Below are 22,105 nucleotides of genomic sequence, written 5' to 3'. Positions count from 1 at the left end.
TTTAGAACAGTGAGCAACGACGGGATGTACACCAGCGGATCGACCAGCTACAAGGCGAAGATCGATTCCATCCCCCTGCGCGACACGGACGTGACGCAGCCGGGCGCGGACTCTTTGGGCACCCTGGTGTCCAACGCCACCGAGCAGGTTTCCAGCCTTGTCCGCAACGAGATTGAACTGGCTAAGACCGAGGTTGTCGGTGAAGCTAAGAAGGCAGCGATCGGCAGCGGCATGCTCGTCGCCGCTGGTGTGATTGCATTGTTCTCCACCTTCTTCTTTTTCTTCTTCCTGGCCAAGCTGATTGCCATCTGGACGAATGACGCATGGGGCTTCGGCATCGTCTTCCTGCTCATGCTCATCACCGCAGGCATCCTCGCCCTGGTGGGCGTGAAGCGCTTCCAGGCGATGAAGAAGCCGGAGAAGACCATCCAGTCCGTCAACGAGCTCAAGGGCCTCGTCCCGGGCCAGGCACAGAAGAACCTGGAGAAGGACACCTCCGAGCTGTACACCTCCTACGGCACCGGCACCACTGTTCCGGCTGGCTACCCCACCGCGCAGGGCACCGGCTCCACCAAGGTGACCGACTAAGTACCGCTTAATTTTTAGCTGTTTAGCCCGCGCATTGTCGCGGGCTTTTCGCTTATCGACGCACCCCCATGAAACAACCCATCTCCCCGAACACTGTCGCCCTTCCCGGCCCGTTTGAGCACGTCATGCTGCATACCCGCGGCATTCGTCTGCACGCAGTTGTCGCCGGGGATCCGCGCGACCCGCTCGTGCTGCTCATTCACGGCACATTCGGAGCGTGGCTGGACTTCCGCCACGTGATTGAACCGTTAGCTCAGGAGGGGTTCCACGTCGCGGCCGTGGACATGCGCGGTTACGGGATGTCGGACAAGCCCCCGTCGCGCCCCGGCGACGATACGTTGTTGGCCGTCGGGGACATCGACGGCATGATCACCGCCCTCGGGCACGAGCGCGCGCACCTTGTCGGCCATGACACTGGAGGGGCGTTGAGCTGGGTGTATTCGGCCGCTTACCCGCACCGAGTCGACAGTCTCGTCGCCGTGTCGGCAGCCCACCCCTACGATCTGCGCAGCTACATGCGCCGGCGGCCATGGCAGTTGATCTACATGACCACGCGCGTGGCTATCGGACGCCTCCCCAGCTGGTTCCTGCGCTGGTTCGCCAGGGCAATTCCGCAGGTGTGGCGCAGCGAGCTGACCATCAACACCCAGCCGGGTTTCCACCGGTCCGACGCGTTCACTGAGACCCTCGCTCTGCGCGTGCAGGCCGCCAGCATCCACAACGCACTGCGCGGGATCATTCACAACTCCCGCATGCTCACACCGAAACTCATCTCGCTGCCGAACAGAGCCAACGCCAACGCGCCAACCCACGCTCCCGTGCTGCTCATCCACCCGCCCCAAGACGTGTGGACGCGTATCGACGAACTCTCCAGCGCCCGCACCCGCGGCCCCCTGACCCGCACGAGCATCCCCGGGGCGAAGAACGTGCCCCACGTGGAGAATCCGCAGGGCTTCGTCGAGGCCCTCACGACTTTTCTCACTTAAGCGTCATGCCACGCAGGCTTGCGTATCGACGGCCGCAGTCAACCCAACGTACTCCCCCACCACACGCTGCACCTGGTCCATGGTGACTGCGAAACCAGTCTCGGAGCCGTCGACAGCCGTGCCGAAGATGACCCCGACCACGGCGCCGTCGGGCGTGATCACCGGGCCGCCGGAGTTGCCGGGCCGCACATCCCCGCGCAGCGTGTAGGCTTCCCGCTCCGTGCGCCCGGTGGCGTAAATGTCCGGGCCGGACACCATGATGCGGTCCCGCACGCGAGCCGGGGACGCTGTGAACGGGTTGGTGCCGGGATAGCCCAGGACGACGACATCATCGCCGGTATGGGCTGGGTCCTGCGCGATCCGCATCGGTTCAATGCCTAAGTTCGGGATGTGGAGGACCGCGAGATCCACCTCCGGGTCGAAGAACACCACGGTGGCCTGTTTGACCCCTACCACGGTGTCCAATTCGACCTCGTCGGTGCCGGCGACGACGTGGGCGTTGGTGATCACGTAGTCCGGTGCGGCCACGAACCCGGACCCCGACATGTGCCTGCTGCAGCTCGTCGAGTCCCCGAGGACATGCACCACTCCGGCGCGCGCCGCGTCAATGACGGCCGGGTCGACCGCCTCCGGATTCACGGCCTCAACGTCTGCGCCCGCTCCTTGGAAGGGGGAGACTAAGGGAGGCAGGCCGGTGACGTCGATAAGCGCGGCGATATGCTCAGGCACCTTGTTGGCCCAGCTCGGTGCGACGCTGTCGATGGCGGTGAGCACGCGGGATTCCCGCACGCCTTTACCCAGCGAGCCACCGGCGTTGGCGGCCACCGGGATGGCCACGAGCCACACCATCACCACCGCGATGACCAGCTGCAACAATGCACCCACTGCGGAGTCCCACCGCTGGGTCGTTTTGGAGCGCATCCGTTCCCGCAGCCCAGAACCGACTGTTGTGCCCACGATGTTTCCCAGCGCGACGAAGAGCACCACCGTGGCCAGCAAAAGGAGCACGCGAATGCTGGTGACATCCGCAAGGTCCACGACGAAGGCCGACACCACGATGCCCACGATCAGACCCGCGGCAATTCCCAGCGCGGCGAATCCGGCCGAGAAGGCACCATGCCGCCAGCCGCTGCGGAGCGAGGCTAGGAGAATGACGCCAAGGAACACGTCCACAAGGATCGCTGCGGTCACTAGAAACCGTGCCCTTCACCGTTGCGCGACGTGCGCAGGGCATGCCGCAGGTCGACAGCATCCTTGTGCTCCCAGGGTTCCTCCCACCCGGCCTCGCGGATCATGACCGACAGCAGCGAGGCGGTGAACCCCCACACCACGTAGCCGTGGAGCTCGAAGGCGGGCCCGGACCAGCCCAACCGGGCGACACGGAAGCGGTTGTCGGGGTCGATGAGGTTGCTGAGCGGGACGAAGAAGACATCGTCATTCTCATTGGGGCTTGCAGACCACACCTCCCCCGGCTCCTGCGCATACGCCAACACGGGGTTCACTGGGTTGCCCGATGGGCCCACTGCGATGGTCTCAAGGACCGCCAGCGGCACGACGCGCTCGGGCTGCAGGCCCGTTTCCTCCCGGGCCTCACGCAGTGCCGCGTCGATCGGGCCGGAGTCCTGCCGGTCCACCTTCCCGCCAGGGAAGGCCATTTGGCCGGAGTGGTTCCGCAACGACGGCGTGCGGTGCGTGATGAGGATCTCTGCGTCATCCGGCAACGTCGCCGCCTCGGGATCACCCGTGAAGCACATGAGCACGGCTGCCCGCTTCGATTTCTGGGACGCAAACCGCATGTGGCCCTGCATCTTCGTGACCAAGCTGGCACTGCCCGGCGCGGACAGCTTGTGGGTCAGCGGGTCCAGCCACTGGGGCGCACGCTCCGGCTGCAGCATCGCGGACATCTCGGGAGTCTCAGACATTTAGAGCACCTCCTCGACGGCCGCGGCAATGTCATCGGCGTCGGTAAACGGCGTGGGCACCACGCCAGCAGTCTCCTGCCCGCGCAACACCACCAGCACCGGCACGACCGGGGGCAGCTTCAGCTGGGCAGCGAAAAGGTTCTCGGTGTCCTGGTAGCTCGGAAGGGTCACGCCAAGCTCGTCGAGAAGCGCGGCGCCGGCCTGCGCGTCCCCGTCCGCGTGCACGCCGACAACGCTGTATTCGGGGTGCGCGTCCGCGAATTCCTGCAGCGCAGGCAGCTCCTCACGGCACGGTTCGCACCACCACGCCCACAGACTGACCACCGTAACCTGGTCATCGGCCACAGCCCCGTCCGTTGAGGTCGCTCCCAAGCAGGGCAGCTCCACCCCACCGACGGCCCCGTGCGGGCATTCAGGTCGGCTGCCGGCTTCTATTTCGCTCACAGTGTTGGTCACGGTGCTGCGCTCCCCCGCGCCCTCCTCACCTTCGGGCGCTGCGATGTTCGAGCCCGGCTGCCCCCTCAGCATGGACACCGCGCCGACCACCACCAGCACCGTTGCGGCGAGGATGGCGAGCACGCTGATCAGCACACTGCGCTTCACTCGCTCTCACCCCGCCCCATCATGTCCAGGATGTGCTCGCGCTCCGGCCCGGTCACCAACTTCTCAGCCTCGTCCCACTCAACAGGGCCCGTTCCGAAACTCGGGCAGTCAAACGCCACCGGGCACGCCCCGCATGCCGGTTTGCGAGCATGGCATACGCGTCGGCCGTGGAAAATGATCCTGTGCGAGAACATCGTCCATTCACGCTTCTCAATCACGCTGGCAATCGCGTGCTCGATGGCGACGGGGTCGGTGATAGATGCGTCGATAAGCATCATGCGGTGCACCAGGCGCTGAAAATGCGTGTCCACGGTGAGCCCCGGCATCCCGAACGCATTGCCGCGGACCACATGCGCTGTCTTGCGGCCAACGCCGGGCAGCTTCACCAGATCCTCGATCGCGGTGGGCACGTCGCCGCCATGCTTATCGACGAGCGCTTCCCCAATCCCCTTCAAATGCCCCGCCTTCGCGCGGAAGAACCCTGTCGGCCGGATGATCTCTGCGATCTCGTCGACGTTGGCCGCCGCGTAGCTCGCTGCGTCGGGGTAGCGCCGAAACAGCTCCGGTGTGACAGAGTTGACGCGCACGTCCGTCGTTTGCGCACTGAGTACTGTTGCAATAAGTAGCTCGAGCGGATTGGTGAAGTCCAGCTCCGCGTGCGCATCCGGATAGGTCGCGGCCAATGTGCGGTTGATCCGCCTTGCGCGACGGGTGCGCCCCAGCTCAGTCTCTGTACCTTTTGACGCGGGGTGCGCGCCGGGGCGGCGGAAGCGCACTGGCGTGACGGAGCCTGCTGGACTTCCTGCTGCATCTGGGGCGGACATGCACACAACTATAGCGATGGGTACCACCGGCTCCCCTCCGAGGAACTACGATAGGGAACCATGATGAGTGTTCTCTTCGCGCTTTTGGCCCCGCTGTTCCTCGCCGTGTTCGTTGTGGCCATGGAACGTCTCGAAGTCGCCGTCGTGCACCCTGCCTAGAAGCGGACTAAACACGGCCTCAACGCGGTCTAAACGCGCATTTTTTATTTTGGGGTAAAAGTAAACCCGCATGATTCTCCGCCTGTGCCCCAGTGCGCGTGATAGAGTCGCACAGTGTGACGTGGCGCGTCTGCCGGGGTCGCGGTGACTGATTCCACATCCTGGAACGCACGGCTCGCGGGTAAGCGCCAAGTAGAAGGAGCGCACATGGACGACGTACAGGAGACACTGGCACGCGCCGGCATTTTCCAAGGCGTGGACCCCGCTGCAGTGACCAACCTCATCGGTGACATGCAGACGGAGACGTTTCCCCGCGGAACCACCATCTTCGACGAAGGTGAGCCGGGCGACACCCTGTACATCATCATCGACGGCAAGGTGAAGCTTGCCCGCCACGCCCCCGACGGCCGCGAGAACTTGCTGTCCGTCATGGGGCCGTCCGACATGTTCGGCGAGCTGTCCATCTTCGACCCCGGCCCGCGCACCTCCTCCGCAGTGTGCGTGACCGAGGTCCAAGCAGCCACGATGGATTCCGAGATGCTCAAGACATGGATCAACGAGCACCCGGAGATTTCTCAGCAGCTGCTGCGCGTTCTTGCGCGCCGTCTGCGCCGGACCAACGCGTCCTTGGCGGACCTCATCTTCACTGATGTCCCGGGCCGCGTGGCCAAGACGCTGCTTCAGTTGGCCAACCGCTTTGGCACCCAAGAGGGAAGCACCCTGCGCGTCAACCACGACCTGACTCAGGAAGAGATCGCCCAGCTTGTCGGTGCCTCCCGTGAGACGGTGAACAAGGCGCTGGCCACCTTCGCGCAGCGCGGCTGGATCCGCCTGGAAGGCAAGTCCGTCGTCATCGTGGACACGGAGCACCTCGCGCGCCGCGCGCGCTAGCCTCCCGGGGCGGCTTGCGCCGTGTGAGCCTTTTTAGGCTTCCTTGCCCTCGAGGTAGCGCAGGGCCACACGGGTGGACTGTTCCGCGGCCCCGCGCAGGACCGGATCAACATCGTCATACATCGCATCAACCAGCTCGTTGATGCTCACATCTGCGCCGCGCTCGGCGCGCACCTTGCGGATCTGGTCCAACCGGTACTCGCGGCGGTCAATGTATTTGCGGGCGAATCCGGACAGGTCCTCGCCTTCCGGGCCATGGCCCGGCAGAAGCTTAATGCCTGCTCCGTCTTCCTCGAGCGTGCTCAAGGAATCCAGGTATCCACCCAAGTCACCGTCCGTCTCCGAGATCATCGTGGTGTGGCGGCCGGCGATCGTGTCACCGGTGCAGATGCCCTCCAGCGTCGACTCCGGGGACTCCGGGTCGCCGGAGTAGATGTAGAAGCACACCGAGTCGCCCGTGTGGCCGGGGGTGTGCACGACCTTGATGCGCGGAGTGATGCCGTCGACGGCGATGATTTCGCCGTCTTGGAGGGGCTCGCCACCGTTGCAGTAACGCTCGTCGAAAGCGCGGACCGGAGCGCCCGTGAGCTGACGGAACCGGTGAGCGCCGTCAGCGTGGTCGTGGTGGCGGTGCGTCAACAGCACCAGAGAGACCTTGTCGGCCGACGACTGGAGCACGTTGAGGTGGCCTTCGTCTTCCGGGCCCGGATCGATGACAATGCTGTACTCATCCTCCGGGTCGCGGATAACCCACGAGTTCGTGCCCTCCAGTGCTGCGTAGCTGGGGTTCATCGCCAGCACGACGGCGGCAGACGGGGTGACAGGACGCAGTTGGCTATAAGCGGGATGCTGCATGTTTCCCACCCTACGCCACCTCGACTATGAGCTCGAGCTCCACTGGGGCGTCAAGCGGCAGAACCGCGACACCGACAGCCGAGCGAACGTGCGCGCCGGCATCGCCGAAGATCTCCCCGATCAACTCCGATGCCCCGTTGATCACACCGGGCTGGCCGGTGAAGTCGGGTGCGGAGGCTACGTAGCCAACCACCTTCACCACGCGCGTGACGGCATCCAGCCCCACTTCCGCATCGACCGCGGTGAGAGCATTGAGCAGGCATGTCCGGGCGTATTCGTAGGCATCCTCGGCAGAGACCTCCGCGCCGACCTTGCCGGTCGCAGGAAGCGCGCCGTCAACGAACGGCAGCTGGCCCGAGGTCCAGACCTGGTTGCCCACCCGCGTTGCGGGCACGTACGCCGCAACGGGGGCGGCGACGTCGGGGAGGCGGAGACCCAAAGCGCTGATACGCGAAAGGGCACTCACCTTAGAGCTCCCGCTTCATGTAGGCGACGACATTCTCCGGGTTCGGGCCGGGCGTGACAGCGACAAGCTCCCAGCCATCCTCACCCCAGGTGTCCAGGATCTGCTTGGTGGCGTGCGTGAGCAGCGGAACGGTGGCGTATTCCCATTTAGTCATGCCGCCACTCTAGCTGTTCGCCTCCGTTGCAGCGACGATGCGGCATCGCTGTAGCGACGTCAGGAGTTACAGCCCGACGATCTCCTCGCCCGCTGCGAGGTGCGCGGCCCAGTCAGTCACGTGCGGGTTCTTACGCAGCACGGCCCGGCGTTGACGCTCGGTCAGGCCACCCCACACGCCGAACTCGACCTTGTTGTCCAGGGCATCTGCGCGGCATTCCATCTGGACCGGGCAACGGCGACAGATCGCGGCGGCTTTACGCTGTTCAGCACCGCGAACGAAGAGGGCATCCGGGTCGCCGGCGCGGCAGACAGCGAGGGTGACCCACTCGCCGCGCTCAAAAGAATCGACCTTGGGCGGAGAAGTTCGTGCGGAAGCGGGTAGTACCGGCTTATCAAGCGAGCGATTGCGAATCGTTGCGGTCACGAAAATCTCCTTCCCATAGCCCCAATTTCTTGGGACATAGAAATAACCCTGGCAAATTCGTATTTGCCTGCTTTAGGAAAGCCAATCGAATTCATTGCGCCTTCTGAATGTAAGTGTATTCACCCCCTGGGATTATTGTCGAATAGATCACACGAGCGGGGGTAGGCACCGATTCCGCTGTGGGGGTCTAGGCCGTAGTGTATGAAAGGTGTCTTCACTAGGTTCCCTGGGAAAACTGCTCCTCGGCGTCGTTGCCGCGGGTCTCGCAGTGGTGCTGTGTCTTGCCCCCGTCGTGGGGATCAGCGGGGCTGCTGTCGCTCGCGTCGATGAGACGATGCAGTCCAATCTCGCCGACTTAACCGACGGGTCCGCCCCCGGCGTGACCACGATCACCGATAAGAACGGTGAGCCCATAGCCTGGATCTACAACCAGCGCCGTTATGAGTTGAAGGCGGAGCAGATCAGCCAGGCCGCCAAAGACGCGTTGGTCGCCATCGAGGACCGCCGCTTCTACGAGCACGAAGGCGTGGACATGCAGGGTTTTGCCCGCGCGATGGTCACGAACGTGCTGGCAGGCGGCGTGGAGGAAGGTGCCTCCACAATCAACCAGCAGTACGTGAAGAACTATCTTTTGCTTGTCGACGCTGAGAATCCCGAAGAGCAAACAGCCGCCGTCGAACAGTCGATTCCACGCAAGTTGCGCGAGATGCGCATGGCGTCCGACCTGGACAAGCAGCTGCCCAAGGAAGAGATCTTGGCGCGATATATGAACATCGTCCCCTTCGGCAACCACGCGTACGGCATTGAGGCCGCCGCGCGCACCTACTTCGGCATCCCCGCCGCCGAGCTCAATGTCCCGCAGTCAGCGCTGCTCGTCGGCATGCTGCAGTCCGCCGAAATGCTCAACCCGTACACCAACCCCGAAGGGGCCACGGAGCGCCGCAACACGGTGCTGCAGGCAATGGTCACCTCCGGTTACCTCGCGCAAGATGAGGCAGACCGCTTCAAGGGCGAACCCCTCGGAGTCCTCGAAGAACCCGCCTTGCTGCCTGAGGGCTGCATCTCTGCTGGTTCTGCGGGTTTCCTGTGTGATTACGCACTGGAGTACCTCGCCGGCAAGGGTCTGCCCATGGAGGAGCTCGAGCGCGGCGGCTACACCATTAGGACCACGCTGGACCCGGGAGTTCAAGAGATTGCGCACAACGCCGCCGCAAGTGCAGTTAGCCCGGGCCAGCATGGCGTCGCCGAGGTGATCAATGTCATCGAGCCCGGCGAAAACTCCCGCAACATCCTGGCCATGACCTCGTCGCGCACGTATGGCCTGGATGGCGACGAAAGTCAGACCGTCCTACCGCAGACGTCCAGCATGGTGGGGAATGGTGCTGGGTCTGTGTTCAAGATCTTCACCGCCGCAGCAGCCTTGGAGCAGGGATACAACCTCGACGCCAAGCTGCCGGTGCCAAAGCGTTCCGTGAAATACGGCATGGGAACCGGCGGTGCTACCGGGTGTCCGGCTGGCGCGTACTGCGTGGAAAACGCAGGATCCTATCCCAGCGAGCTGACGCTTCGCGACGCCCTTGCAAAATCCCCCAACACCACGTTCATCGAGCTTCTCGAGGAAGTCGGCGTGGAAGCGACCGTCGACATGGCCGTGCGCTTGGGGCTGCGTTCCTACGAGGATCCGGGCAGCTTCGACGAGGACCATTCCATCGGGGATTACTTCCGCCAGAACAACCTCGGCGCCTTCACCCTTGGCCCCACCGCCGTGAACCCGTTGGAGCTGTCCAACGTTGGGGCAACGCTGGCGTCCGGCGGTAAGTGGTGTGAGCCTAACCCGGTGGCCAAGGTGGAGGACCGGCTCGGCCAGGAAGTGTTCATCGAGCGCCCCGACTGCGAGGAGGCTGTCTCCCCCGAGCTCGCCTCCGGCCTGGCCAACGGCATGGCCCAGGACACTGTTAGCGGCACCGCGAAAGACGCGGCTGCGGCATACGGTTGGAGCGGCCCCGTCGCTGCCAAGACGGGAACGACGGAATCGCACCAGTCCTCGGCATTCCTCGGCTTCAACAACGCTTTTGCTGCCGCCACCTACATCTACAACGACGGCACCCAGACCACCCCGCTGTGCTCCGGACCGGTCCGCCAGTGCAACTACGGCGATCTCTTCGGCGGTAAGGAAGCGGCCCGTTCGTGGTTCCAGATGGCCACGCAGATTCCGGGCGTGCAAGGAGCTGGGCTCCCCACCCCGAGCCCGCTGTATGACCCTGCTTCGCGCAACGACCTGTTCGACAGCGTCGTCGGCCTCCAAGCCGCCGAGGCGCGCTCCCAACTAGAGGCAGCTGGGTTCAAGGTCCGGGAGACGAAGGGCACCGCCACCGGCAAACCCGAAGGCGAAGTCGTCGAGGCCCGCACTCCTGAAAACGCAGGCGAAGGCGCTGTGGTCACTCTCGTCGTCTCGGACGGCTCCCCGGCGCGGAACAACCCGCCCAACCGCAGGGACACCCGCGATGACCGCGGCCGCGACGATGACGACGAAGCCTCCCGCTACCGCGACGACCTCGAAGACGAAATCGGCCGTTTCGCCGACGATCTTGCGGACCTGTTCGGCGACCTATAGCGCCCGCTTCGGCTACGACAGTCGCGCCTTGACTGCCGCAGACAGCCGCTTGCCGTCGGCGCGGCCAGCAGCCTTCTCGGTGGCGGCCTTCATAACCTGCCCCATCTCTTTCATGGAGGTGGCGCCGGTGTCGGCGACTGCTTCGTCGATAAGCGCTGCGAGCTCGTCGTCATCGAGCTGCTTGGGCTGGTATGCCTCGAGCACGGCGACCTCGGCGAGCTCAGCGTCGGCGAGGTCCTGACGATCATTCTGCTGGTAGATCTCCGCCGACTCGCGGCGCTTCTTGATTTCGCGGGCGACGACCTTGAGCACAGCAGCGTCGTCAAGCTCGTGCTTGGCGCCCTCCGTCTCCTCGGTCTGGATCGCGGCGAGCAGCATGCGGATCGCACCCGTGCGCTCCTTCTCCTTCGCCTTCATGGCTTCTTTGAGGTCGGCGCGGATCTGATCTTTCAATTCACTCATGGCTGCCAGGGTAGCCTTGTTCCAATGAAGAAGATCGCACAAGCGCTCGGCGCGGTGACAGCCCTTGGCTTATCGACGCTCGCCTTCGGCCACAGCGAGTTGACCAAGTTCCGCCTGAAAACCTACGAGCTGCCCATCCTTCCCGAAGGCGTGGACGACTTGCGCATCCTGCACGTCTCTGACCTGCACATGATTCCCGGACAGAAGTCAAAGATCGCGTGGGTCTCTGCCCTCGACACACTCGACCCCGACCTGGTGGTCAACACCGGCGACAACCTCTCGGACGAGCATGCCGTGCCTGACGTGCTGGCCGCTCTCGAGCCGCTGCTCAACCGCCCCGGCGTGTTCGTCTTCGGCACGAACGACTACTGGGCACCGCGACCCGTCAACCCAGTCACATACCTTCTGGACGCCAAGCGCGAGCCCAGCTACGTGGACCTGCCCTGGAAGGGCATGCGCGCCGCATTCATCGAGCGCGGCTGGCAGGACGCCACCCACAAACGCCTCGAATTCAAGGTTGGGGATGTGCGTCTGGCCATTGCAGGTACCGACGACCCCCACCACGACCTCGACGACTACTCCCTCATCGCAGGCACCCCCAACCCCGATGCCGACCTCTCCCTTGGCATCACTCACGCGCCCTACCGGCGGGTACTGGACCAGTTCGATGCCGACGGCTACCAGCTCGTCCTCGCCGGCCACACCCACGGCGGGCAGATCTGTCTGCCCGGTGAACGCGCCCTTGTCACCAACGCCGACATCGACCGCGAACGCGCCTCAGGCCTGCACCGCTACGGCAGCCGCGACATGTGGCTCGAAGTCTCCAACGGACTGGGCACCTCCAAGTACGCGCCAGTGCGGATCTTCTGCCGGCCATCTGCGGCGCTGCTCAAGCTCACAGCGCGGGAGGCGTAGGTTTCGGGGGCCGGCGGCCGCGGCGGGCAGCGGCGTATTGCGGAAAAGTTGACATCCCCAAACCGGGCATTTTCTATCCCGGCTGGTCAGAGCATCGCGAGGGAGTAAATCGATATCGAGTTTGTCAACTTTTCCGCAAGCCTCCGCCCGCACAGCCCTCATACCACTGCGCCCCCTCACCGCGAGCCTGGAAAACTATGGCCTGTCTGCCATGAACAGCGGTTTTGGCGCACCCATGGTGTTGGACTAGAGTGTTCCGAGTACCAAGGAGCACTGACGGTAACCGATGTGCACCCGACCAGAGGCTCCTAGGACGTACAACCGGGATATGGCGCAGCTTGGTAGCGCGCTTCGTTCGGGACGAAGAGGTCGCAGGTTCAAATCCTGTTATCCCGACCACAACAAAACCCCCTGTAAACAGGGGGTTTTCTCCATTTATCATTACTTACTCACCGCACGCGGCTGCTTCTCTCGTACACCGTGCTGCCGCTCAGCCCATCGGCAAATCCCTCAGTCTGAGCGTCGTAGTCGTCATAGTCATCGACGGTCTCAACGTCTTCGGAGACCTGGTAGTCATCGTCGTCATATCGGTCGGCTTCATCGGTCTCGACAGCCTCGTCGTAGACATCGGCCTCGTCGTTGTAATCGTCGTACGCATCGCCCTGGCCGATGTCATTGCGGATGTCGTGCGCCATGGCAATGAGACCGATCAGACCCATGAACGCTGCGAGGCCGATGCCCGTCCACATGGCGGTAGTGGATCCGCCGTTACCGGCAGCGGAGATGGCTGCCGTCGACCAGTGCATGGGCAGCGCCTGGGAGGCGGCCCTCCACAGCAAGGAGACCTCTCCGGTCGCGGCGGACGACCAGACCCAGCCGACCACACCCATCTGCAGCAGGGCGAAGATGCCGGCGACCGCACCGCCACCGATCGTGCCGAATGCAGAGCGGAAGATCCAGGTTAGACCCGCCGACGCCAAGGTGCCCAGGACAAGCGCGAGGCCGGCGATAGCCAGGTCGCTCGCAGACAGGTTCGTTCCCAGGATGGCCACGAGGATGAGTCCGGCTGCGGCGCTGAAGGCAGTGCCCAGGCCGAGGATGAGCCAGCGTGCGCGGGCGCGCGATCCGGCGTACGCGGCCAGCGCGGTGACCACGCCGCCGAGAATCGCCAGAGCGGACACAAGCATTGCGGCCAACGGCGCCAGGGCGGACGCCGGTGCAGGTGCCGCTTGCCCGTCTGCACCAGCTGCGGTGCCGGTCGTCGTTCCCGACGCTCCGGCGACGGGCACAGGCGCGGGCAGGGCGCGTTGGATGGCCCCGATGTTGTCTTTGTTGGTGTTGGCCATCTCGTCGACCTTCTTGCCGCCGTCGGCAAGCTGGTTCACGCCGTCGGTTGCCTCCTTGACCTTGCCATTCATTTCAGACAGGCCTTTGGACAGCTCGGAAGCGCCGTTCGTCGCGGAGTAAATTCCGTCGTGGTAGGCGTAGCCGGGGGTGGAGAGCTGGTTGGCCAGCTCGCGGGAGCCGTCGCGAAGCTCGGTGAGCTGCGTGTTCATGTCGTCAGGCAGCTCGGCTGTCTCGACTTGGCCGCGCAGGTCTGTCAGCTGGTTACGCAGGTCGGTGACTTGGGGGTCGCGGTTGTTCTCGGTGGCCTTGATGGTGTCATCCAGTGCTCCGAGGATCTGGCCGCGCACGGCTTCGAATCCGACCACTTGGTCCACCGCACCGCCGACGGAGTCAGCGACGCGGGTAGCGCCGTCGGCAAGCTGGCCGGTGCCCGCCTGGATTTCCACCATGCCTTTGGATAGCTTGTCCGCGCCGTCGCTCGCGCTGCGCACAGCTTCAGCGAGCTCCCCGGAGCCGTCCTTGAGCTGGTCGGTGCCCTCCTTGAGCTGCTTGGTGCCCTGAGTGAGGAAACCGGCTTCGGCGGAGGCGTCACCGGCGGCGCGGCGGGCATCGACAAGCTGATCGGGCCCGGCGTAGGCAGCCGGGGCACCAGACGTGTCGTCCCCCGTGGCCCACGTGGATGCCGGATTCATTGGGGTGAATGCGGCGACCAACAGCACAGCAAAAGCCAGGACAACGTTCCATTTCATAGAGAGAAATGTAACGGTTGTGGCTACTGGGGTGCGCGTGACACGCGGGAAATGGGGCTTCCCGCCATTACGTACCCCACCCCCTCGAATTCACTCGACATGTTGATCCCGCCCATCCCTGTTACCCTATGAACTGTTTTGTCCTGGCTGAGGGTTTCTTAGCGTGAATTCCCGCCAGCGCCACGACACTGCATGACCCCCTGCCGCTCCAACAAAACGGAAATACAGCCTATGGCTTTGCTAATCGCCCTCGGGATTGTCGCCGCGACAGTGGTGGCCTCCCCCGTGCTCGTGCGCGTGATGGATCGCCGCGTCGGGTGGGTCGCCGGACCCGCCATGTTCGCTGCGGCGGCCGTGATAGCCAACGCGTTGCGCGCCGGCACCCCTGTGACCTACGACCTTGTCTGGGCTAATGACCTTCTCGGGGAGGGCACTGCGGTGTCCTTCGCCTTGCGCGCCGACGGCCTGAGCGCCTTCTTCGCCCTGCTTGCCCTTATCATCGGCGGTATCGTGCTGATCTACTCGGCCGCGTACCTGCCAGAGAAGGACGGCAACACCAGCTTCTACACCATCATGACGGCATTCACGCTGTCCGTGTTGCTGCTCGTGCTTGCAGACGATGTCGTGCTCCTCTTCATCGGGTGGGAGCTCGTCTCCATTGCGTCGTTCCTGCTTATCGCCCGCTCTGGATCGTCGGGTGAGGCCGGCTCGTTCCGCACCCTCGCCCTGACGTTCTTCGGCGGGTTGACGCTGCTGGCGGGCCTGGCCCTGGCTGCGACCTCGACGGGCACAACGCGCCTGCACGAGATCCTCGCCTCCGACGTGTGGGCCGACAACCCGCGCCTGACCACCATTGTCGCAGTGCTCATCGCGTGCTCCGGATTCACCAAGGCCGCGCAGTTCCCGTTCCACTTCTGGCTCCCGGAGGCCATGGCGGCCGCGACACCCGTGTCGGCGTTCCTGCACGCCGCTGCCGTGGTCAAGGCCGGTATCTACCTGCTGGTGCGGTTCTCCACGATCTTCCACGACAACCCGACGTGGAACATCCTGCTCACCGTCACTGGCCTGGGCACGGCACTCATGTCGGCGATCTTCGCCATCACGAAGACGGACCTGAAGCACCTCACGGCGTACTCGACGGTGTCCCACCTGGGCTGGATTGTCGCGGCGATCGGTATCGGCACCCCGCTGGCGCTTGCTGCCGCGCTGACGCACACCCTCGCGCACGCGCTGTTCAAGTCCTCCCTGTTCATGCTCATCGGCGTCATCGACCATGAAACGGGCACGCGCGACATGCGCCGCCTGGGCAAGCTGTACGACAAGATGCCGTGGACCTTCGGTTCCGTCATCGTTGCCGCCGCGTCCATGGCCGCCGTCCCGCCACTGTTCGGCTTTGTGTCCAAAGAGTCCATCCTGGAGGCCTTCCACGAGAGCCCGTACGGCACCGTGCTGCTCATCCTCGCTGGTCTCGCCGCCTTCCTCACCTTCGTCTACTCCGCGAAGATCGTCTTCGGCGCCTTTGTTGACGGCGAGCGCGACATGAGCGAGGTGCACGAAGCACCGGTCAGCTTCTGGCTGCCAGCCGCCTTCCCGGGACTGATGTCTGTGCCCGCGGTGTTCGTGCTTTCGCTTATCGACGGCCCCATCACCGCCGGCGTCAACGCCATCATCCCGGATGCGGACTACCACTCCCACCTGGCACTGTGGCACGGCATCACCGCGCCGTTCATCGTGTCCATGCTGGTTCTCATCGCAGGTGTGGCCTTCATCTTCTTCCGCAAGCCAGTGTGGAAGGCCCTGGAGAACAAGCAGCTGCTGCCGTTCACCGGTAACGACGTCTTGGCTGGCATCGTGGACCGCTCCCGCGACCTGGGCATGTTCTTCGGCAAGATGGCCGGCACGTTCAACCCGTCGAAGCACCTCGTGTGGCTCATTGTCACCACGCTGGGGTTGGGTGTGGTCACGCTGCTGCTTACCGACGGTATCGACGGCATGCCGCTCGCACCGCGCACCGAAGGCCTGGACAACTACTGGGACATCCTCCCGTTGGCCATCATCGGTATCTCCGTCCTCGGCCTGGTCCTGACGAAGAAGCGCATGACGGCCGCGGTCTTCCTGGGCACCGCCGGCGTGGGCATGAGCTTGCAGATGATGCTGCTCGGCGCACCCGATGTGGCTCTGACCCAGTTCACGGTGGAATCACTCACCGTCGTGGTCATCATGATGGTGCTGCGCTACCAGCCGCGGTTGTTCCCGCCGGTCCCGGCGCGCCGCAAGGCATGGGCCGGGGCACTGGCAGTTCTCACCGGCGTGGTCACTTTCACCGCTGTCTACGCCCTGACGGGTCGCCGCGACCGTTCCGAGTTGGCCAACTGGTACCTCACCGAAGGCGTCGAGGTAACCAGCGCCGACAACATCGTCGCCGTGATCATCGTTGAGTTCCGTGGCTTCGATACCTTGGGCGAGCTCTCCGTGCTGGGCATGGCCGCCGTGGTCATCGCGGCGGTGACCAACTCGGTACCGCGCTACCGGTTCGAGGCCGGAACCCGCCCCGCACCGTTTGGCCAGTCGCAGCTCAACACGATGTCGCTGCGCAAGGTGGTCACGCTCACCATGCCGATCTTGGTGATCCTCAGCGTGTTCATCTTCTTCCGCGGCCACACCGCCCCAGGCGGCGGCTTCATCGCCGCGCTGGTGCTGGCCACCGCGTTCGTGCTCAGCTACATGTCCAAGGGCCGTGATGAGAACGTGGTCAAGCCAATGACCCCGGTCTATCTCACCGGCATCGGCATCATCGTCGCTATTAGCTCCGGCTTCCTCGGCTTCATCGAGGGCGGCTTCATGTACGCCATCCACGGTGAGATCGCCGGGGAACACATGACCACCTCCCTCATCTTCGACGCCGGTATCTACCTGGCCGTCCTCGGCATGCTCACCATGGCGATCAATGACCTTGGCGGGTACCTGCGCCCAGGCACCGACAGGGAGAATCTGGACTACCGCCGCGACGAGCACAACCCGCTGCCGGACATCCCCGAGCCGGAGGAACCGGAGCACCCGACAGAATCGCATCCGGTGCCGCTGGATCCGTCGACAAGCGAGCGTGAGGCACGCGAGGAAAGGGCACGAGCATGATTTACGCACTGACAATCGCAATCCTCATGGCCGGGGCGGTCTACCTGGTGCTGCAACGCGGCATGGTGCGCATCGTCTTCGGCATGTCGCTGTTCGGCCACGCGTCGAACCTGACCATTCTCGCCGCCGGCAACGGCGCATGGCGAGGGGAGGCGTTTCCTTCCTCCACCGGTCTCGAAGACATGTCGGACCCGTTGCCGCAGGCGTTCGTGCTGACCGCCATCGTCATCGCGATGGCCACCACGACGATTCTGCTCATGCTCGCAGCACTCGGCCGCGACGACGACACCCTGGACAACATTCTCGACGCTGAACAGGCAGAAAAGATCGGCCCCGGTGCGCTCACCACCACCGGCCGCACCGCTTACAGGGGGGTGCGCAAGTAATGGAGATCAACGCAATCCTGCCGGTCTTTGTCGCGCTGCCGCTGATCGTCGCGGCCATCGCGGCGCTGTCGCCGTTCAAGCCGCTGAACGACGCCCTGGGCATCATCATCCCCGCCATCAACCTGATCGGCGGCATCTGGCTGTTCGGTTACACGGCCGAGCACGGCGCTATCGGCCACGTCATCGGCCTCTACCAAGGCGGGGCGGGCATCTCGTTCGCCGCCGACCAGTTCTCGGCGATCATGCTGATCACAACCATGACGGTGGCCGTGATCTCCAACTGGTTCGCCATCGTTTCCGGCGACACCAAGCCGCGGTACTACGTCCCGTTGGCGCTGGTGCTGATCACCGGTGTCTCTGGCGCCCTGCTCACAGCGGATCTGTTCAACTTCTTCGTCATGATCGAGGTCATGCTGCTGCCGTCCTACGGCCTGATCGCGATGACGGGAACGCGTTTCCGTCTGTCCTCGGCTCGCCTGTTCGTGCTGGTGAACCTGGCTGCGTCCACCCTGCTGGTGATGGGCGTCGGTTATGTCTACGCCGTCACCGGCGCGGTGAACATCGGTGCTTTGCAGGGCGCGGCGGCCGGCAACGGCCCGGTCACTGTCGCGATGGGGCTGATTGTCATCGCGATCAGCGCCAAGGCAGCTGTGTTCCCGCTACACACGTGGCTGCCGCGGACATATACGTCGACAAGCGCTGCGGTGATGGGCTTGTTCTCCGGACTGCACACCAAGGTCGCGGTGTACATGCTGTTCCGCATCTGGGTGGTCATCTTCGACATGGACCCGCGCTGGAACTGGCTGATCATCGCCGTCATGGTCGTATCCATGCTCGTCGGCGCCTTCGCCGGTCTGGGCGAAGCCACCATCCGCCAGGTGCTGGGCTACCAGATGGTCAACGGCATGCCGTTCATCCTCATCATGCTTGCATTTACCGGCGGCCCGGGCATCGGCCCGGACGCCGCCCGGTACGCGCTGGCCGCCGGCCTGATGTACACGCTGCACCACATGATCACCATTGGTGCGCTGACACTGAACTCCGGTGCGATCGAGGAGACCTACGGCACCGGCACTCTGTCAAAGCTGTCGGGTCTCATGCGCCGCGACTCATGGACCGCCGCGATCTTCGCAGCGGGCGCATTCTCGGTGATCGGCTTCCCACCGTTTTCCGGGCTATGGGGCAAGCTCACACTCATCTTCGCCGCCGCGGCTGCCGGAGATGCTCGGTCCTGGGTGGCCATCGGCGCAATCATCATCGCCTCGTTTGCAGCGATGCTCGCAATGTTCCGCGTCTGGCGCGAGGTCTTCTGGGGCCAGCCCATGCAGCACTACCCCGACACACTCCGGGTGCGTTGGGCGCTGCTTGCGCCGTCCGCCGTGCTGATGGGGATCTCGCTGGCGATGTTCTTCGGTGCCGGCCCGCTGTGGGACGCAGCGACGGGTTCCGCCGACGCGCTTCTCGACGTCCCGTCCTACACCTCCGCCGTCCTCGGCGAGGACCCGCTCGGCGTACCCGATACTGATTCCCTGCAAGGAGGCCAGCGCTAATGAACAAGATCATCCACGGCATCGGCTACTTCTTCTGGATTGTCAAAGAGATCATCGTCTCCGGTTTCAACACCGCCTTCACGGCGTTCAAACCGGACGCCGGTCTCAAGCCGATAGTCATTCACTACCCACTGCGGCTCACCACCGACTGGGAACTGTTCTGGTTCTCCACCTCGATTACCGCCACACCGTCGACTTTGGCCATGGGATTCCGTGAACCAGTCGCACCGGGCAAGCCCCGGACCCTGCTGGTCCAGTCCGCCTTCGGCGACGATGCCAACGACGTGATCGAGGGCCTGATCGACATGGAAGAGCATGTCTCCCCCGCCGTGAAGTCCACACCTCTCGACGTCGCGGATGTGGCCTGGGAGCCCTACGTACCCAAAGGAGATCTCACCTAATGTTCGAGACAATCCTGACCGTCTGCATAGCCATCATGGCCGTCAGCTTGCTGGTCGGCCTCGTGGCCATCCTCCGCGAGCGTGACGAGCTTTCCCGCGCCGTCATGGCCGACTACATCCTCTACGCTATGGTCTGCATCTTCTTCGCGTGGTCGCTGTTCAACGACACGTTCATCGCCTACGAAGTCGCCATCCTGGCCGCCCTGGTGTGCGGTGCGATCCCGACCCTGTCCATGGCCCGCGTGATCTCGAGGGGGCGCCGCTAATGACCGCACTGACCATCTGGCAGATCATTGTCTTGCTGTTCGTCTTCGTGGCGGTGTTCATGACCGTCGCCACTGTCGTCCTGCAGCTGCGCGCCCCGAATGCGCTAACCCGCGCCAACCTCATGGGCCCGCTGGTCGGTGTCGCCTTCCCGGCACTGATCATCGCGATGCTCATCCACGAATGGTCGACAGAAGGCTTCGACCTGAACAACTTTCTTCGCGCCATCATCGCCATTCTCGGCGTGTGGATTGTCGCCTCTGTTGGTTCCTTCATCATCGGCCGCTCCATCTACGGTGTGACCGTCACCGACGCGATCGGCCCCGGCGGGCGGCGTGAACCCAGCCGTGACCACGCAGACAGCGAGCTGCGCGAGACACCCACAGAGCAGGCCCCGGAACCAGAGCCGGAGCCGCAAGCTCCCCCTGAACGCTGGTAACACCGCGCGCGTTCGCGTCGCCTATCCACGCCATAGCGAAACCCCGCCGCACTCACCACATTCCGTGAGCTCGCGGCGGGGTTCACGCTTAAGCGCCGGCAGCTGCTAGCCGTTGAAGGAAACGCCCTCCTAGAAGTCCTTAGCCGCATCGGCGCGCTTCTGAGCGAGCACCTCACGCAGCTTCGGCTCGAGATCAGCGTCGACCTTGCCCCAGTAGGCGAAGGTGCGCTCTTCGACGTCCTTGTTCTCGATCGGCAGCATCTTGTTGGTCACGTTGTGGATGAAGCGCTCCTTGGCAGCATCATCAAAGACCTCGCGGTAGAGAATGCCGGCCTGCATGAAGTCATCGTCATCGGCGTGCTTGACGTAAGCAGCGCGGACCAGGTCGGTGCCGTGCGGGTCCGGGTTGACGTAGAGGTCCTGAGCTTGACCGAAGGAGGTGTGGTTGGAGGCGGAGTCCTCACCGTTGTCCAGGTAGCCTGCACCCTTCTCCGTGTTGTTCGGGGAGTAGTTCGGCTCGCCCTCGTTGTTGAAGAAGTACTGCATCGGGCCACGCTCGGCGTAGGTGTTCACCGGCACGATCGGCTGGTTCACCGGCAGGTCCTTGTAGTTCGGTCCAATACGGTAGCGGTGCTGGTCAGCGTAAGCGAACACGCGGCCCTGGAGCATGCGGTCCGGGGACAGGCCGACACCGGGGACGATGTTGGACGGGTCGAGTGCGATCTGCTCGATCTGTGCGTGGAAGTTCTTCGGGTTGCGGTTGAGGATGAAGTAGCCCACGTCCACCAGCGGGTAGTCCTTCTGGGACCAGGTCTTGGTCAAGTCGAACGGGTTCCAGCGGTAGTTCTCTGCGTCCTCGAACGGCATGATCTGCACCTTGACGTCCCAGATCGGGTAGTCACCGCGCTCGATCGCCTTGAAGAGGTCTTCGCGGTGGTGGTCAGCGTTGTCGCCAGCCATCTTGCCTGCCTCTTCGTCGGTGAAGGTCTCCCAGCCCTGACGGGTCTTGAAGTGGTACTTGATCCACACGGCGTCACCAGCCTCGTTGACCCACTGGAACGTGTGGGAGCCAAAGCCGTCCTGGTGGCGGGAGGTCTTCGGGGTGCCGCGGTCACCGAGCAGGTAGGTCACCTGGTGAGCGGACTCCGGGGTACGGGTCCAGAAGTCCCACTGCATCTCGTCGGAGCGCAGGCCGGTGCGCGGGTCGCGCTTCTGGGAGTGGATGAAGTCTGGGAACTTCACAGCGTCACGCAGGAAGAACGTCGGGGTGTTGTTACCGACGATGTCGTAGTTGCCGTCCTCGGTGTAGAAACGCAACGCGAAACCGTGCACGTCACGCCAGGTGTCGGGGGATCCAGCCTCACCGGCAACCGTGGAGAAGCGGATTGCCATCGGGGTAACAGTGCCCGGCTGGAACAGCTTCGCCTTGGTGTACTGGGAGACATCCTCGGTGACGTGCAGCTCACCGAATGCACCGTGGCCCTTTGCGTGCGGGATGCGCTCCGGAACGTTTTCGCGGTTGAAGTGCGCGAGCTTCTCCACCAAGTGGATGTCCGTCAGCGGGTTCGGGCCCTGCGGACCGGCGGTGACAGAAATGTTCTCGGATGCGACCGGCTGGCCGCCAAGACGAGTGGTCTTGCCGTTGCCGGCGTCACGCTCGCCCTTGTTCAGGATGTTGTCAGGGGTGTTGTCAGCCATGAAATGGCCCTCCTCGAAGTCAGGTTTATCCGGTGGGGATACCCGCGAGCTTACGTACGCTCTGACAGGCCTTCAAGGAAGCTCGCCCTAACTCAATCGTTTGTTTGACCTGCGGATGAGGGGCAGGGTCTAGAGATCCCCATCAAACTCGCTATCGGTGATTGCGGCCGCTTCGAAAAGGGGTTAAACGACAAAAGGGGATGCGGACGGAATCTTGGAGGATTCCATCATGAACCGCTCATACACCAAGGAGCAGCGACGCAGAGCTCTG

At 63.9% G+C, this 22,105-nt stretch carries 22 protein-coding genes and 1 tRNA gene; 12 read left to right on the top strand and 11 right to left on the bottom strand.

Going from position 1 to position 22,105, the window contains the following annotated elements; genetic code table 11:
* Positions 1–9 precede the first annotated feature (9 nt).
* Complete coding sequence (locus KBX19_RS10995) at positions 10–588, top strand: phage holin family protein (protein WP_005287193.1); 579 nt, start codon at positions 10–12, stop codon at positions 586–588.
* A gap of 68 nt (positions 589–656) precedes the next feature.
* The gene (locus KBX19_RS10990; RefSeq protein ID WP_255999001.1) at positions 657–1,574 is read left to right on the top strand and encodes an alpha/beta fold hydrolase; all 918 of its coding nucleotides are present in this window, start codon (positions 657–659) and stop codon (positions 1,572–1,574) included.
* Between the two features lie 3 nt (positions 1,575–1,577).
* Here the strand turns inward: KBX19_RS10990 and KBX19_RS10985 are convergent, their stop codons facing one another.
* Genes KBX19_RS10985 through nth form a run of 4 tightly spaced genes read right to left on the bottom strand, consistent with a single transcriptional unit; the run spans position 1,578 to position 4,923 of the window.
* A complete protein-coding gene (locus KBX19_RS10985) occupies positions 1,578–2,765 on the bottom strand; it encodes a MarP family serine protease (RefSeq protein WP_255998999.1) in 1,188 nt (395 codons plus the stop codon).
* On the bottom strand, positions 2,765–3,496 hold the full coding sequence (locus KBX19_RS10980; RefSeq protein ID WP_255998997.1) for a CoA pyrophosphatase: 732 nt from the start codon (positions 3,494–3,496) through the stop codon (positions 2,765–2,767). The genes KBX19_RS10985 and KBX19_RS10980 overlap by 1 nt, the downstream gene beginning before the upstream one ends.
* On the bottom strand, positions 3,497–4,099 hold the full coding sequence (locus KBX19_RS10975; RefSeq protein WP_255998996.1) for a TlpA disulfide reductase family protein: 603 nt from the start codon (positions 4,097–4,099) through the stop codon (positions 3,497–3,499).
* A complete protein-coding gene (gene nth / locus KBX19_RS10970; RefSeq protein WP_255996246.1) occupies positions 4,096–4,923 on the bottom strand; it encodes an endonuclease III in 828 nt (275 codons plus the stop codon). Before nth ends, KBX19_RS10975 begins: the two co-directional genes overlap by 4 nt.
* A 366-nt stretch (positions 4,924–5,289) precedes the next feature.
* Here nth and glxR point away from each other — a divergent pair, with 366 nt between their 5' ends.
* Complete coding sequence (glxR, locus tag KBX19_RS10965) at positions 5,290–5,973, top strand: CRP-like cAMP-activated global transcriptional regulator GlxR (RefSeq protein ID WP_005287208.1); 684 nt, start codon at positions 5,290–5,292, stop codon at positions 5,971–5,973.
* 33 nt (positions 5,974–6,006) lie between these two features.
* Here glxR and KBX19_RS10960 read toward each other — a convergent pair whose 3' ends face one another.
* From KBX19_RS10960 to KBX19_RS10945, 4 genes are all read right to left on the bottom strand, one after another.
* The gene (locus KBX19_RS10960; protein WP_255998994.1) at positions 6,007–6,828 is read right to left on the bottom strand and encodes an MBL fold metallo-hydrolase; all 822 of its coding nucleotides are present in this window, start codon (positions 6,826–6,828) and stop codon (positions 6,007–6,009) included.
* Between the two features lie 10 nt (positions 6,829–6,838).
* Positions 6,839–7,294: a RidA family protein gene (locus tag KBX19_RS10955; RefSeq protein WP_255998992.1), complete on the bottom strand. Its 456-nt coding sequence runs from the start codon at positions 7,292–7,294 to the stop codon at positions 6,839–6,841.
* 1 nt (position 7,295) lies between these two features.
* Positions 7,296–7,448, bottom strand: coding sequence for a DUF4177 domain-containing protein (locus KBX19_RS10950; protein ID WP_005287216.1), 153 nt, complete (start codon positions 7,446–7,448; stop codon positions 7,296–7,298).
* 66 nt (positions 7,449–7,514) lie between these two features.
* Positions 7,515–7,874 carry a WhiB family transcriptional regulator gene (locus KBX19_RS10945; RefSeq protein ID WP_255998990.1) on the bottom strand — a complete coding sequence of 120 codons (360 nt, stop codon included), beginning with the start codon at positions 7,872–7,874 and terminating at the stop codon, positions 7,515–7,517.
* 208 nt (positions 7,875–8,082) lie between these two features.
* On the opposite strand from KBX19_RS10945, the gene KBX19_RS10940 reads away from it, so the two are divergent.
* A complete protein-coding gene (locus KBX19_RS10940; protein ID WP_255998989.1) occupies positions 8,083–10,488 on the top strand; it encodes a transglycosylase domain-containing protein in 2,406 nt (801 codons plus the stop codon).
* Between the two features lie 12 nt (positions 10,489–10,500).
* Here the strand turns inward: KBX19_RS10940 and KBX19_RS10935 are convergent, their stop codons facing one another.
* Entirely contained in the window at positions 10,501–10,950 is a 450-nt protein-coding gene (locus tag KBX19_RS10935; RefSeq protein WP_255996242.1) for a GatB/YqeY domain-containing protein, read from the bottom strand.
* A gap of 24 nt (positions 10,951–10,974) precedes the next feature.
* On the opposite strand from KBX19_RS10935, the gene KBX19_RS10930 reads away from it, so the two are divergent.
* Together KBX19_RS10930 and KBX19_RS10925 are read left to right on the top strand one after the other, a co-directional pair.
* Positions 10,975–11,865, top strand: a complete 891-nt coding sequence (locus KBX19_RS10930) for a metallophosphoesterase (RefSeq protein WP_255998988.1) — start codon at positions 10,975–10,977, stop codon at positions 11,863–11,865.
* 322 nt (positions 11,866–12,187) lie between these two features.
* Positions 12,188–12,264, top strand: a tRNA-Pro gene (locus KBX19_RS10925).
* Positions 12,265–12,314: 50 nt separating this feature from the next.
* Here the strand turns inward: KBX19_RS10925 and KBX19_RS10920 are convergent.
* Positions 12,315–13,961, bottom strand: a complete 1,647-nt coding sequence (locus tag KBX19_RS10920; protein WP_255998985.1) for an ABC transporter permease — start codon at positions 13,959–13,961, stop codon at positions 12,315–12,317.
* 231 nt (positions 13,962–14,192) lie between these two features.
* Between KBX19_RS10920 and KBX19_RS10915 the strand changes: the two genes are divergently transcribed.
* From KBX19_RS10915 to KBX19_RS10890, 6 genes are read left to right on the top strand one after another with little or no spacing between them, the layout of a single operon-like run.
* Entirely contained in the window at positions 14,193–17,096 is a 2,904-nt protein-coding gene (locus tag KBX19_RS10915; protein WP_255998984.1) for a DUF4040 family protein, read from the top strand.
* Positions 17,093–17,482 carry a cation:proton antiporter subunit C gene (locus KBX19_RS10910; protein WP_005287241.1) on the top strand — a complete coding sequence of 130 codons (390 nt, stop codon included), beginning with the start codon at positions 17,093–17,095 and terminating at the stop codon, positions 17,480–17,482. Before KBX19_RS10915 ends, KBX19_RS10910 begins: the two co-directional genes overlap by 4 nt.
* Positions 17,482–19,032 (top strand): monovalent cation/H+ antiporter subunit D family protein, encoded by a 1,551-nt coding sequence (locus tag KBX19_RS10905; RefSeq protein ID WP_255998983.1) that lies wholly within the window; start codon positions 17,482–17,484, stop codon positions 19,030–19,032. Before KBX19_RS10910 ends, KBX19_RS10905 begins: the two co-directional genes overlap by 1 nt.
* Positions 19,032–19,433, top strand: coding sequence for a monovalent cation/H+ antiporter subunit E (locus KBX19_RS10900; protein WP_255995918.1), 402 nt, complete (start codon positions 19,032–19,034; stop codon positions 19,431–19,433). Before KBX19_RS10905 ends, KBX19_RS10900 begins: the two co-directional genes overlap by 1 nt.
* Positions 19,433–19,699 carry a cation:proton antiporter gene (locus KBX19_RS10895; RefSeq protein WP_255998982.1) on the top strand — a complete coding sequence of 89 codons (267 nt, stop codon included), beginning with the start codon at positions 19,433–19,435 and terminating at the stop codon, positions 19,697–19,699. The genes KBX19_RS10900 and KBX19_RS10895 overlap by 1 nt, the downstream gene beginning before the upstream one ends.
* Complete coding sequence (locus tag KBX19_RS10890) at positions 19,699–20,136, top strand: Na+/H+ antiporter subunit G (RefSeq protein WP_255995916.1); 438 nt, start codon at positions 19,699–19,701, stop codon at positions 20,134–20,136. Before KBX19_RS10895 ends, KBX19_RS10890 begins: the two co-directional genes overlap by 1 nt.
* A 129-nt stretch (positions 20,137–20,265) precedes the next feature.
* On the opposite strand, the gene KBX19_RS10885 is transcribed toward KBX19_RS10890, so the two are convergent.
* Complete coding sequence (locus KBX19_RS10885; RefSeq protein WP_255995915.1) at positions 20,266–21,834, bottom strand: catalase; 1,569 nt, start codon at positions 21,832–21,834, stop codon at positions 20,266–20,268.
* Between the last annotated feature and the right edge of the window lie 271 nt (positions 21,835–22,105).

Source organism: Corynebacterium sp. CCUG 71335 (assembly GCF_024454075.1).
GTDB lineage: Bacteria > Actinomycetota > Actinomycetes > Mycobacteriales > Mycobacteriaceae > Corynebacterium > Corynebacterium genitalium.
Note: the sequence above shows the minus strand (reverse complement) of the source record. Positions and strands in the feature narration are given on the sequence as shown.